The sequence below is a fragment of the Armatimonadota bacterium genome, assembly GCA_022563855.1.
Lineage (GTDB): Bacteria > Armatimonadota > Fimbriimonadia > Fimbriimonadales > Fimbriimonadaceae > JADFMN01.
Map to the genome: position 1 here is coordinate 22,968 of JADFMN010000012.1, position 12,887 is coordinate 35,854.

Below are 12,887 nucleotides of genomic sequence, written 5' to 3' on the forward strand. Positions count from 1 at the left end.
CCAATGAGAACAATCGCTTTGACAAGTGGAAAGGGAGGCGTCGGGAAAACGTCGATCTCCATCAACATCGCGATCGCGCTGACGCGGATGGGCAAGCGCGTTGCGCTCTTCGACGCCGATCTCCAGCTAGCAAACATCGACGTCATGGTGGGATGCCACTCTGAATACAACCTCCAGCACGTCCTCAACGGCGAGAAAACCTTGCGAGAGATCATGACCCCCGGCCCAGCGGGCATTTCACTCGTAACTGGCGGTTCGGGAGTATCCCAGCTTATACACGCCGGACCCAAGCGCATGGCGACCTTCTTCTCGCAGATCGACGAGTTGGAAGAGGACTTCGAATTCTTGATCTATGACACGGCCGCAGGACTTGATAATCGCGTGTTCGCCTTCCTCAAGCGTGCAGACGAGACGTTGGTCGTCGCAACCCCAGACGCGACGAGCATAACCGATGCCTACGCGCTCATCAAGGTGCTGTACCGACGAGAGCCCGACGCAATCGTCCGCGTCATCGTCAACCGAGTCAGGAACGAGCAAGAAGCGCGCTCCGTCTTCCGGGTGATCAAGAACACGGCGCACGAGTACCTTGACACGGACATCCTATACGGTGGATCCATACGATACGACGCCGCCTTTGATGATTCGATGCGCGAGCGACGCGCCTTGCTCGAAGCGTTTCCAAATGCAAAGTGTGCCGCCGATTTTGAAACCGTGGCACGCGAGCTCTGCATTCCAGTGTATCGAAATACAAGCGCGGCGTAGCGGCGAGTCCTGGCCACATATCACGGCAGCGGATTGGGGTCGTCGTAGGAGACGATCAATCCCCAGTCCTTGGCGTCCACGCTCCTCCTGGACCGCGCTTCGATCTCGTAGTAGTCGGCGGACAACGGTATGAAACCGTCGTCTACGCGGTTCCTGTACCGTGTGTAGATCAGGAATCCGTGCGGTGTCTTGCGATAAAGAAGCGGCCCGCCGCCGAACGCGTCAGGAGCAACCAAATCCTCCGGGAGTGTCGCTGGCAGATCTTCGAGACTTGGGTAGCGCGAAATGAGCTCCAAGCCGATTTCCCTTGCATCACCAAGCGCCAAGTAGCGATTGCTAAAGTCGGCGGTGCCAATTGGAATGAAGATAGCAGCAAGTTCGTACGACCTGTCCGCGTACGAGTCGAAAAACGCACCAAGCTCTGCCAAGCGAAGGTGGCCGTCGCTATCGGTGTACGAAAGGTGATCCGACAACTCGGCACACTCGACCATTGCTTCCCAGTATCGCGCCTCTAGCGCGGCTGCTGTATGCCGGCCCACTCTTCGGTTGCTAAAGGGCTCGTCGTCTCGGAGCTTTCGCAAGGAAGACCTGATCCAAGCGCTAAGAACATCACCGTCCGGATACTCGACCATCGAGCCAACCCATTCGTTTAGCCAGTCATCGATTTCGCTAGGCTTCAGCGATCGTATCTGTTCGATCAGCGGTGCGAAGGTACGCGCCTCACCAAAAACCGCCTCTCGAAACGGCGGCCTTTTCGGCCTGTCGGCCATGATGTCTCGCAGGGTTGACATGACCTCGGAATCGTCCCTGTTGCGAACGGCGGCAAGAACGATATTCTCCTCCATTCCTGCGAGACCACCGTCCGAGATCATCATTGAGCCAAGGTCGTACTCCTCGATCTGGCGCTCGAAGATCATCCAGGCGATACGGGCCGCCTCTTTGACGGCAGGCACGTCGCCTGCATCGGCGGCACCGACCAACAGCAGGGGCAACCTCCTTGCGACCGCACTGCTACTGCGAGTATCTTCGCCAGTCCAATCGTACAGACCTCCGGACATCTTCGGCCGCGTCAGTCGCAAGGGCTCAACCCTCGGCGCAAGCGAAAGGAGCCATTCGCGCGAAGCGCTGAATACATACTCAATCTTGATCGTGGTCGAGCCGGCTCTCCGCGAATCGTCGTACTCTTGGAAAACCTGTGGGATCGAGGCTTCGAGCGCAATCCAGTCGTCGAGGTCGTCGCTCGCCTCGACTCCGCGCTCCTTGCGATACTCCGCCCAAGTCATCGGGCCGATCAGCTCTTCGGCTTGCCGCCTTGCCTCGGGCAGACGCTTGGCCGCGCGCTTGTAGTCCGGGTGTTCGCGCTGCGACATGAAGACGAAGGTGACCAGCGCGACGATCAGCGCGAAACCCCCGATGAACCACCACGCCCGCTTCCTCTTCATCTCTCAATCAGTTTACGACTTATGGACCGATTTGGTCTCAGTTCGACTTGACGGAGTTGGTGCTGGCAGCCCCTCCCTTCCCTCCCCCTAGGCATAGGGGGAGGGTGGTGCTAGTTTCCATGGTGCGACGAGAACACGTAGTCGTACGTCAAGGCGCTGCTGTAAGACGAAAGCTGGGGCATCGGCGGCCTGCGGCTGCTCAACGAATAGGCGTGCTAACCTAAACGGACCGGCGAACGTCGGCTGCGTGCTGAGGTGCGACTTGCCCAACATCGAGGAATTCCAGATCAACTCTTTTGAAGAGTGGGTCGTGCACGTCTTCGACCACGACGACCCGGATTGGCATTGGGAAACGGATGCAAAGTGGTGGGACTCAGACAAACATCCAGAAGCTTCCGTCGCCTACATGACGCAGCTGTTTGAAGAACCGGAAGCACTGCTTGAGCGTTTTACGCTAGACCAAATCGGCGCGGGCATCAATTTCGTCGTGAGTTCCGGCCTCTCTGAATTTGCATTCGACATATGCGACCAGCGCGTACCACAAGAGGACACGATACGGTGCATCCATGCAATGCCAACGCTATATCGCAAGCTGTTCGCGCGTCACCTGCCGAATGAAGCGGGATTAGGAGCGAGAGGCGACGACAAATGTGGGTACATATGTTTCATGTTCTGGGACGTGTTCCCAATGTCCTGGCGGACGACGAACTGGCTTTCTCGCAACCCCGTCGGGGATAGCCGTGATCCCCAAGTGCAAGCCGAAAATGCGTGCGTTGACGCGATGATCGACACGTTGCAAATTGATCATCTGGCATGCCAGGAGGCGGCATTGCACGGTCTTGGTCACTGGCACAACCACGATCCGCAGCGCGTGAAGAGGGCGATCGACGCTTACCTCAGGACCATCGACCGGAAGCACCCTTTGTACGATTGCGCCAAGCGCGCCCGGCGCGGCAGCGTGCAGTAGTCGATGCCGATGCCGTGTAGCCCGTTCAGGCTCGGCTCTATTCCCTCGCGCCCAGACGAAAGCCCCGTGTTGCAAGACCGTATGATGCGCACAGGATGACCTGCCACGCTCTGAACGGAGCGCGGACTCTTAGTCCGCATCCCGGCCCTCGGACTCTTAGTCCGGGAATGACGATCCCCCTCCCTTCCCTCCCCCTCGGCATAGGGGGAGCGTGGTGCTAGTTTCCATGGTGCGGAGACGACGCGTAGTGCTCGCCCAGCACGTCGCGACCGAAATCGCCGTCGAAGTCTCGCCAAACCGCATGCACGTGATTCGCGTTGTTCTGGATGTTGTCGTACTCGATGAGGAACGTCGGCCCTTGGATACGATAGTAGTGCCCTTCGCCTGCCTTGGCTCCACCCATCCAGGCGAACACGATGCTCTCGAACTCGACGGCCGCAAGCTGACCCATACGGCGATTGGCCTCGTCCGGACGCTGCGCTTCGGCGTGGACTCTGATCAGATTCTGGAGAGCCTTCTGCTGTTCGCCGGTCATATCGCTGTACTTCAACCCCTCGTTAGCCTGCCTCTTGGCAGTCCGCGATTCTCCGGTGAAGATGTCGCGAGGCGCCCGCTGAGACAGCACTGCCTTGGAGCGCTGACCGTCAGAGAGGCTCGCCAAAAACCGCAAGGCGACGTCCTGTTCCTTCGGGAGCATCCTTAAACCCTTCTTCGGACCCGCCATTACCTCTGCGGGGTTGGAGCCGAAGAACTGCGGCGTGCTTGCGACCAGCTTTGAACCCTTGTACGCGAAGTTCAGCGAGATGTGATGGCCCTCGTACCGCCACGCCCACTCGCTGCTCTTGGACGGCGTGCCGAAGAACGTGAAGAAGTACTGTTCGTGATCGCGCCCCCTCGGGTTTCGTTCGATCTCGCCAAGGACTTGCTCCAGCTCTCTTACGACGCCCGCCTTCTTCATCCCTACATCGCTCAAGACTGATCGCAAGAGCGCTGTTGCCTTCTCTTCCTGGTCTGCGGTCATGGACTTCCACGAGACGCCTTGCCGGCTGGCTGGCGTGTACCGCCAACGCGTCCGATAGTCGTCGTCCGTCTGTTTGACGGCGTCGCGGTGCTGCGTCCGATCCAGCGAGGCCAGGAACTCGTTTGCCGCGTCAACCGTGTCCAGCGTGCGCGTGCTCACGCCGATCGCGGCGACTCCCAAGAGCGCGAGCCCTATGGTCCCAAACTTTCGCATACTAATACTGTATCACGAACAAGCCGCTGCGAGGATCACAAATTGCGTTGCTCAATAGGCGAGTCAGGATCGAAAACCAGCGGATTAGAACCGAGCCAGCGACTGCGGCCCGAGGATTCCCTTCATACCTCAAAGGCGGCAGGGCAAGGTCGTGAGGCACGCCTGTCTCATGGTTCGGGGGATGAAGAGTGAATCTGTGGTGCACTTCCCCAGAAGTACACGTCCAGCTTGGGAGACATGCACCGCGCGGCTGGCACAATGTTCAGACTTGGAGCACATCAGAGATGCAGACCACGAAACATGACTCGGACGAGCCGATCCCCGAGCCGAGACACGAGGTGGGGAGTTGACGTGTTGATGTTGCATAGTCTTGGGCCGCAGGCGCAAACCGAACACGGCCACCCGACAGGCATGACTGGCATCCGGCTGATCCTTACGCTGATGTAGGAGCTACGGCGCCGGGGCGGCAGACTCGGGGTCACTACACCCGACATCGGAGGCGGAGAGGTGACGGCGGTGATGTTGGAGGTATAGACCGAAAGCCCCAACAGGTGAACCAGGTTAGGCATCCAGCCGAATGGAGGGGATCTTCTTGAGAAACAGAAGAGGTAGTATCTCAGGAAGTTCCTACTATGTTGCCACCGCAATGAGCAGGCGCCGGTGAATCTCTTGTGGCCATTCACTAATACCGTAAAAGTGTCTTGCCCCGACGGCCGAGTCGTCTACGTGTATAAGAACGTGGAAAGTGCATTCAGATCCTATGTCCGAGAGCCCTCTATCAGGTTCGGCGCGAAACTAGATCTCCTGGGCGAGGTTTCTGGGGCGATTAGTGGCGAGGTGGCCTCCCGAGTAGACCGGCTGGTAAACCTGCATGACAGCCAAGTGGCCCACATCTTCATCGAGTTCCGCATCGCCTATGAGGTTTTCAAGTCCGATCCATGCAATCAAAACGAGTTCCTGGGCCGAGAAGTTGAGCGGATTCTCCAAGCGTACCGCCGCTTGAGACATTTTAACGCTGGAATACATGGTCTTATTGGCTTGGTAAGGGCGAACCCGGAAGACACTGACCGAATCGCTAAAACATTCGAAGAACTTGCCAGACACCATGGGGACATCATGGCGCCGGAGGCAACACAGGACGAAATCAGACAGACAAGAAAAGAAGCCGAAGAGTGGCGAGGGCCAGACTGATGATCTGCAAGACATTGTGTTTCGCGAGCGCTAAGGGCGGTTCAGGGAAAACCGTGGTGGCAGCGTCCCTTGCAAAGCTCCTCGGGGCCCTCGGAAGGAAGGTAGTACTCATCGACGCCGACGCTGCCACCAACGGTCTTACGCTCTTCAACCTCCAAGAAGTACGGAAATGGGGCGAGATTAGCATCTCACAAGGAAACGAGCCTCTGGGCATTTTCGAGTGGGATCGAGACGGGCCTCCTCCAGGAATCATGAGACTTGACTCTAATGTATTCTTCTTGCCGGCGACATTCGCCTTCCAAAATACAGAGAACACCTTACCGGATCGCTTCCGGATGTCCTTGACGTCGGCTGTTCAAATAATGAGAGAGGAATATGAATTCATCATAATAGATGCCCAAGCTGGATCGGATGTGTTTGCTTGCGTTGCAATGAGCCGTGAGGTATCGGACGAAGTCGTGATTGTTGCGGAGTACGATCCGGTCTCTGCGGCGGGTGTTGAGCGCCTAAAGGGCCTGCTGCGAAATGACCTGACCTATGATCGCACTTGGGTGTTGTTGAACAAAATGCTTCCGGACTTCGCTAAGTCCTACGGAGATTTTCTGGAAGTAGCCAAGTATCTGCCGCCGCTACCTTGGGACTCTGATGTAATCATGGCTTATGCTCGGCGCAAGCTGGCAATTAACCTAGAAGAAGTAAACGAGTACACGATCGGCTTTCTTCGAATGGCCGAAACGCTCTTAGGAGATGAAGTCAAGTCATCGTTTGAGAAATGGAAGACGAAGCTTGAGTCCCAACTAAGGCGTCCCCTTCTCATTCGCCAGCATGAATTGGAAGCGAAACTGGATGCACTCGTTCACCTGCGGGCCGACCTTGAGAACTCGGGACGCGCAAAGCGCCGCCGTGCAGTATTATCGCTTTACGTGTTTGCGACGGCCATTATGACCTCCCTGATTTGGGCCGTCACTTTCACTTCCCCCGATTACCGAGCCTGGCCTGCGTGGATTCTCTTCGTCATAGGGATCGTCTCGCTTGTCTTGTTCAGCGTCGCACATACGATGTGGACTCGGGTAAGCCGAACGGCGGACCTAGAAGTCGAGCGGGCGCGGCTGCGGCGTCAGGAGCGCTACCTTGAAGATAAGCTGAAGACGGTCCAGTCATTGGTATCAGCAGACTTCGACGAGATCGTCAAGGGCAGCGGGAGAACGTCGTGAGGCACGAAACGGACCGAACGGCAGACGTGTCACGCCGAAATATTCAATAATAAGCGTGTCCTTTTTGGGACGTGCCCGCGGCGTTGAGACCCGGTTGAGCGTCTATACAGATTGTTAGCTCACGGTAGTGCGAAGCGCCCCAAATAAACCGGCTGGAAACCGACTGAAATTGAGTACTGAACATCCGCAACAGCTTGCAACGGCCAAGGGCATGCCCTATGGCCGGTTCACTTTAACGACCAGCTTGCAGCTCGGTGCGGTGCTGTTCGTCTTCTGGCTCATCGCGCCAGCGATGTTCGCACACGAGTTTGCGCAAACTTGGCGCATCCTGCTCTGGACAGCCGCGATCGGAGTGCCGCTGAGCCTGTTCGAGTACCTCTACCACAGGTACATGCTGCACTCGGCCGTGCTGCCGTTCTTGGGTTCGATGCACAAGGCGCACACACACCATCACGGCCTGACGAGCGTGAAGGCCCCCGTGACCCCGAAGGAGCCGGAGCGCAAGGTGCCGGTTGAGAACGAGTACCCGATCTTGCACGAGCATCAGGAGGACGACATGATGTTCCCTGTTTACGCCGTGTCGATCTTCTACGGCGTATTCCTCGCGCTGTTCGCGATTCCGCTCAAGCTGTTCTTCCCCGCCGCTCCGATAGTCGCCAGCACAATTTTCTGCGTGACGCTCTGCGTGGGCGCGTACGAGGTTTGGCACGCGATCACCCACTTGCCGTATGAGACGTGGTGGAAACCCAAGATGAACAACCGTGTATTCGGAAAAGTCGTGCGCCGCGCATACGGATTCCATCTGATGCACCATTGGCGGCCGACTTGCAACCTCGCGGTCGTCGGCCTCTGGGGCTTCGCCGTGTGGGACCACATGTTCGGCACGCACAGGCGTCCGGAGAACCTCCCGCTCGACGGCACCGAGGTCCGGTACGTCGACTGCGAGCTCAGGAAACCGAGGTTTCCGATCGGGCTCTTCGACAAGATTGGAAAGAAGAGCCACAAGGCAGCCCGGAACTTTGAGCGTGTTGTCTTTCGGGTCTTTCGGAAGAGCCGTACTGCGGAGTGACCCATTGTGGTGCAGGTCTCCAGACCTGCCTGCGAAGGACGAAACGGTCTCGCCGAAGGGTGACACGTCATCCTGAGCGGATCGAAAGATCCTGCGACACCGCGCTCTCGACGCGATGACGCTCGGCCCCCTCCTAACCTCCCCCGGCCACGAACGACAGCCGCGAATACGAGCCCGCAGGCCTGGGGAGGGATTTGGAGCGCGGACTCTTAGTCCATCGATGTCAAGGCCCCTCCTAACCTCCCCCGGCCACGAACGTCAGCCACGAACACCAGCTCGCAGGTCTGGGGAGGGATTTGGAGCGCGGACTCTTAGTCCGCATCCCGGCCTGTGGACTCTTAGTCCATCGATGTCAAGGCCCCTCCTAACCTCCCCCGGCCACGAACGTCAGCCACGAACGTCAGCCAGCAGGCCGGGGTTTGGGGCTCACTTCTTCGGCCAGTCCCAAAGCCCGTACAGCAAGATATCCTCGGGCTCGTGGCCGTTAATGCGCAAGGCGATCTCGATTTGCGATCGGTGGTGCGCCTCGTGGGCGATGCAGTACGCAAAGAACTTCACGGTCGTATCGAACCGGCCCGCGCGATCCGATTCCTCCATCTTCTGAAACAGCTGTTGCATCAGGTCGTTCGTCACGTCGAGAGCCGAGAGGATGTCCTTGCGCGTCGCGGTCTTCCAATCTAGTTTCTTGAGATGCGCTGATTCCTTTTGCATTCGCTCCTTCAACCAGTGGCCTCGGACTGAGACGATGTGCGTCCAGTTCGAGCGGATAGTCTTCCCTTTCCCGGGCTTAAACTCGAAGTGCTCGTCCTCGCACATCTCCAGCAGCTCGAGGTTGACGGCGTTGTTCACGCGCCACGCGTCGTTCAGTTGTTCGACTGTCATGCGGCTATTATGACGGTGCTAGCATGGGCCGGTGATCGAGGAGCGCGACACACGTATGACGACACAGCTTCAATTGTATGACGTCCGCGATCCGCCTCGCGCCTTTTGGATCGCCGCAGCGATCGCCGCCTGCGCCGACGCCGGAAGTTGCTCGACCGGGCCGAGTTCATCGAAGAATGGAACGCGCCCGTACCGGGCTGTCATAACGACGGACCCGACGTTTGGAACGACCAGTTCGACTGTAAGCGTTTCCGTAGGTCCTACAGCGACGCGATCTACTTTCTGGTCTGATAGCCCATCGTAATCAGGGTTGACGGAGATATTCGCATACCTCTCCAAGTCCATCTGAAACCCTGTTTTCTCATAGCCGACCCAAAGCTCCGTTCCCTCGACAACCTGAACTCGCAGCGTCGTACCCGCTGGCAACCGCTCCCCAAATAGGGACGAAACTCGTCGGCCCTGCTGAGCTTCGAGGGAGGACATATCAAGGCCTGCGGGAATCATGCGCGCCCGCCCCCAGTCCGAAGTCGCGAGCACTTCCCAAACTCCGCTCGGCCAGAGGGAGAGCGGTATCTCGATTCCACCAGACCATGCAGCCCTCTGTTGCGAGGTAGACAATCGGGCATAGACGGCTGTGCCGTTGCCACCTCTTGAGAAAACGCCGGGCCAAGACCAATCGTCCTCCCCCAAGAACTCGGCAATGCCAAGCCAGGTTTGCCAGCTCGGCTCAAGCGTCTCAATCTCCGTGCGCCTGATGAATCCGGCCATGTTGTTCAGCCTGATCCATCCGTCTGCCCTCGCTCTCTTCAGCAGCGTGGCGAACGCCGGTCTGTCCATTCGGTTCTTTCTTGCACCGGCTGGATCGAAGGGCCGGGCGATCCAACAGGAAAGTTCTGTGTCAAACGTCGCCATAAAGATGTTCCACCCAAATCCGAAGACGCTGCTCAGCGTCATGCCGTCTTCGACAGATTGACGAAATGGCCAATGCAGGACGCCGTCGGCGAACAGCGCGACGATGTTGGTCTTCTTGCGTTCGGCGGCTTGCAGAATCGGCCAGGACACCAGGCTCGTCAGCGGCTCGTTGTTCGGCAGGTCGTCGATGACTTGGGCCAGCAGGCGCGGAAGCTCCTTGCGCGTCATCACACGCGGATTCCGGCGACCAGCGAAAACCCACCCTCTTGGCACAAAGTAGTTCCACGCCTCCTTCATGTCCTTGCCGATCTCCAACGGCTCGTCCAAACCTCGATAAAAATCGGGCCACTCGTTTTCGCTGCTGACGATACCGCTCCCGCCGCTAAAATCCGAGCTCAAGCTCCGAATGCCAGCACGAAAACTGATCGAAATCCCCAGCGAATCGGGCTTTCGGTTGAACTCGAGCTCGATCTTGTGGACTAGGGAACCGGGGTAGTTTAAGCCGAAGCTGTTTTCATCCGTCAGCCCCGATACTTGCTGCGCCCGGTACCACACCTCGCGGTCTTGCCTGAACGCTTTCGCGGCGTCCATCCACGCAGGCGGAAACGGCCGCTCCTCCAATCGCGGATCGTCCGAATAGATTGTCGAACCGAGCGGCAGGCTCATCAGGTCGTCGACGGTGAGCGTCGCTTCGACCCTGTCTTCAAAGCGCCTCAACGGACTCTCATTATAGGTGTAGCCGCCAAAGGGCTTGGGAGAAGTCTGGTTTCGCATCTCCTCGATTACCTCTACCAAGACCAATGGTTTCCGGTCTCTATTCCTCTTGATCGCCCCATCGATTCTGAGCTGGAGCGATCTCTTTAGCTCCTCGTTGATCGCGTTCTCCTCGGCGAGCTCTTGTGCTCTTGTGCGAGTGAGATACAGGACGTCACCCTTTCTCGACCAAGTCGCGTTGAGGGTCTTGGCGATCGCGGCCTTCGCGTCCTCGATCGGCATTTCGTCGAACCGTACGAGGAAGTAGTCCTTGTTGACGCCGCCGCTAGGCTTGATCGTCTCGCCGATCTGCTTTCCGAACGCCTCCAGCACGATAGAAGAGTGCGCGCAGGGGTGGGTGAACGTGACCGTTTGCCATTGAGTGGCGGCTGCGACCAAGGCTATAGCGGCAATCATCGTCCACCCCACGCCTTTTCGATCGCCGCCAAAACCGCAGCCCGCGCCGACGCAGGAAGTTTGTCGACCGAACCGAGTTCGTCGAGGAACGGAATGCGCTCAAATTTGGCCTTCATCTCATACGAGCCGACGTTTGGAACGATCAACTCGACCATAAGCGTTTCCGTTGGACCCACGGCGACGCTATTGACGTCATATTTAGCTGGTACGCCTAGTTCGGCGCCGACGAACGCGCGCGCGTAGGTTTCTAAGTTCAATTGAACGCCCGTCTTGTCATAGCCCACCCAAAGCTCTGTGTCCTCCAAGACCTGGACACGCATCGTCGTGCCATTCGGCAGCCTTTGGCGCAGGAGATTCGAAACACGACGCCCGAAACGAGCCTCGACATCATACGGCTCTAGCCCTGGCGGAAGCATGCGCTGTCCCTGCCAATCGCCGCGCGCAAGCGCCGGCCAAACTCCCGGCTGCCAGTAAGCAAGCGGAATTTCGACTCCGCCGCGGGTAGCCTGTAGCCGCTGCGTAGGCGTCAGACTCGCATAGATTTCTGTAGCCACAAGCCCCTCAGTCTTGTTGCTGAACCACGTTTGCGTGTTCTGCAGTTGGAAAACGCTGGTAGCGAGGATGGACTCCCAGCCGGGAGTGAGGGTCTCCGCGCCCGCGCGCATGATGAAATTGACGGCGTCATCCAGTCCAGTCCAGCCATCGGCCCACGTTGACCTAAGGAGCGCACCGAATACATCCCGGTCCATCCGGTTTTTCCGGGCGCCAGCCGGGTCGCGGGGGCGAGCCATCCAGCAGGAGAGATCTTCGTCGTACTGGGCAAAGAAACTCGTGTTCCCGTTGACGAAGAAAGCTCGCAACGGCACTCCTTTCTCTATCGAAAGATCGAACGGTCTTTGCAACATAACGTCGGCGAACAGCGCGACGATGTTGGTCTCTCTGTACTCGGCTGCTTCCAAGATCGGCCAAGACACGAGGGTCGTCAAGGGCTCGTTGTTCGGCAGGTCATTGATGACTTGCGCGAGCAGCCGTGGAATGCTCGAGCGGATCCGCACGCGCTGATCCGATTCTCGACTCGAATGCGTCCACCTTGGCTTAGCGTAATTCCACGCTTCTGAAATCTCCTTGCTGACCTCGACCGGCTGTCGCAAATTGCGATAGAAGTCGCTCCATTCGTTCTGGCTGATCGTCAAGCCACTCGCTCTGGACAGCAAGGACTCCATATTCAAACCCCGGCCTTCGAGTTTGACCATGATTGTCAGCGTGTTCGAAGTTCGCTCGAACTCTAGTTCGAATTTGCTTACGACGGATGCGAACCACCTGCCCAAGTTTCTTCTATCTTCACCCGAAATGGCGATCGGAATCGCTTGCTGCCAAACGTCTCGTTCATCCCGAAAAGTTTGGACCGCTTTAGCCCAATTCGAAGGGATCGGCCGGTCGCCAGACTGTTTGTCTTCCGAAAAGTACGTCGTGCCAAGTGGCAGGCTCATCAAGTCCTCCACGGTGAACGTCGCTGCGATCTTGTCTTGAAGGCGCCTCTGAGGATTCTCTTCATTTAGTTCGCTGCTCCAGCTTCCGTCGGATGGTAGGTCGCGCAGCAGCTCAAGCACGTCGTTCAAGACCAGCGGCTTTCTGGCCTCGTTCCTTTTGAATGCCTGGTCGATGTTGCGCTGAATGGACAGCCGGAGTTGTGCGTCGATCGCGTTTTCCTCAGCGAGCTCTTGGGCTCTTGTGCGAGTGAGATACAGGACGTCGCCCTTCGTCGACCAAGTCGCGTTGAGGGTCTTGGCTATCGCGGCCTTGGCGTCCTCGATCGGCATTTCGTCGAAGCGGATGAGGAAGTAGTCCTTGTTGACGCTGCCGCTAGGCTTGATCGTCTCGCCGATCTGCTTCCCGAACGCCTCCAGCACAATCGAAGAGTGCGCGCACGGGTGGGTGAACGTGACGGTTTGCGGTTGAGCAGCAACCGCAGCAAAGATCAATGCCAGCATTCTCTGACTCCTTGACGCTTATTATAACGGTTTTGGCACCGACCAAAGATTGA

At 57.9% G+C, this 12,887-nt stretch carries 10 protein-coding genes; 4 read left to right on the forward strand and 6 right to left on the reverse strand.

The annotated features are described in order from the left end of the window. Positions 1-3: 3 nt before the first annotated feature. On the forward strand, positions 4-762 hold the full coding sequence (locus IH944_12950; protein ID MCH7905456.1) for a MinD/ParA family protein: 759 nt from the start codon (positions 4-6) through the stop codon (positions 760-762). Positions 763-782: 20 nt separating this feature from the next. Here the strand turns inward: IH944_12950 and IH944_12955 are convergent, their stop codons facing one another. After that, positions 783-2,204: a hypothetical protein gene (locus IH944_12955; GenBank protein MCH7905457.1), complete on the reverse strand. Its 1,422-nt coding sequence runs from the start codon at positions 2,202-2,204 to the stop codon at positions 783-785. 262 nt (positions 2,205-2,466) lie between these two features. Here IH944_12955 and IH944_12960 point away from each other — a divergent pair, with 262 nt between their 5' ends. Further along, positions 2,467-3,171: a hypothetical protein gene (locus IH944_12960; protein MCH7905458.1), complete on the forward strand. Its 705-nt coding sequence runs from the start codon at positions 2,467-2,469 to the stop codon at positions 3,169-3,171. Positions 3,172-3,388: 217 nt separating this feature from the next. On the opposite strand, the gene IH944_12965 is transcribed toward IH944_12960, so the two are convergent. Together IH944_12965 and IH944_12970 are read right to left on the reverse strand one after the other, a co-directional pair. Next, positions 3,389-4,405, reverse strand: a complete 1,017-nt coding sequence (locus tag IH944_12965; protein MCH7905459.1) for a DUF3500 domain-containing protein — start codon at positions 4,403-4,405, stop codon at positions 3,389-3,391. A gap of 795 nt (positions 4,406-5,200) precedes the next feature. Continuing rightward, positions 5,201-5,512 (reverse strand): hypothetical protein, encoded by a 312-nt coding sequence (locus IH944_12970; protein MCH7905460.1) that lies wholly within the window; start codon positions 5,510-5,512, stop codon positions 5,201-5,203. An 83-nt stretch (positions 5,513-5,595) separates the two neighbouring features. On the opposite strand from IH944_12970, the gene IH944_12975 reads away from it, so the two are divergent. Both IH944_12975 and IH944_12980 read left to right on the forward strand, forming a co-directional pair. Beyond that, a complete protein-coding gene (locus IH944_12975; protein ID MCH7905461.1) occupies positions 5,596-6,810 on the forward strand; it encodes a ParA family protein in 1,215 nt (404 codons plus the stop codon). Between the two features lie 169 nt (positions 6,811-6,979). Next, complete coding sequence (locus IH944_12980; GenBank protein ID MCH7905462.1) at positions 6,980-7,879, forward strand: hypothetical protein; 900 nt, start codon at positions 6,980-6,982, stop codon at positions 7,877-7,879. 426 nt (positions 7,880-8,305) lie between these two features. Here IH944_12980 and IH944_12985 read toward each other — a convergent pair whose 3' ends face one another. The 3 genes from IH944_12985 to IH944_12995 form a co-directional block, all read right to left on the reverse strand. After that, entirely contained in the window at positions 8,306-8,761 is a 456-nt protein-coding gene (locus tag IH944_12985; GenBank protein MCH7905463.1) for a DinB family protein, read from the reverse strand. Positions 8,762-8,830: 69 nt separating this feature from the next. Next, complete coding sequence (locus tag IH944_12990) at positions 8,831-10,843, reverse strand: hypothetical protein (GenBank protein MCH7905464.1); 2,013 nt, start codon at positions 10,841-10,843, stop codon at positions 8,831-8,833. After that, positions 10,840-12,834 carry a hypothetical protein gene (locus IH944_12995; protein MCH7905465.1) on the reverse strand — a complete coding sequence of 665 codons (1,995 nt, stop codon included), beginning with the start codon at positions 12,832-12,834 and terminating at the stop codon, positions 10,840-10,842. Before IH944_12995 ends, IH944_12990 begins: the two co-directional genes overlap by 4 nt. Positions 12,835-12,887: the final 53 nt, after the last annotated feature.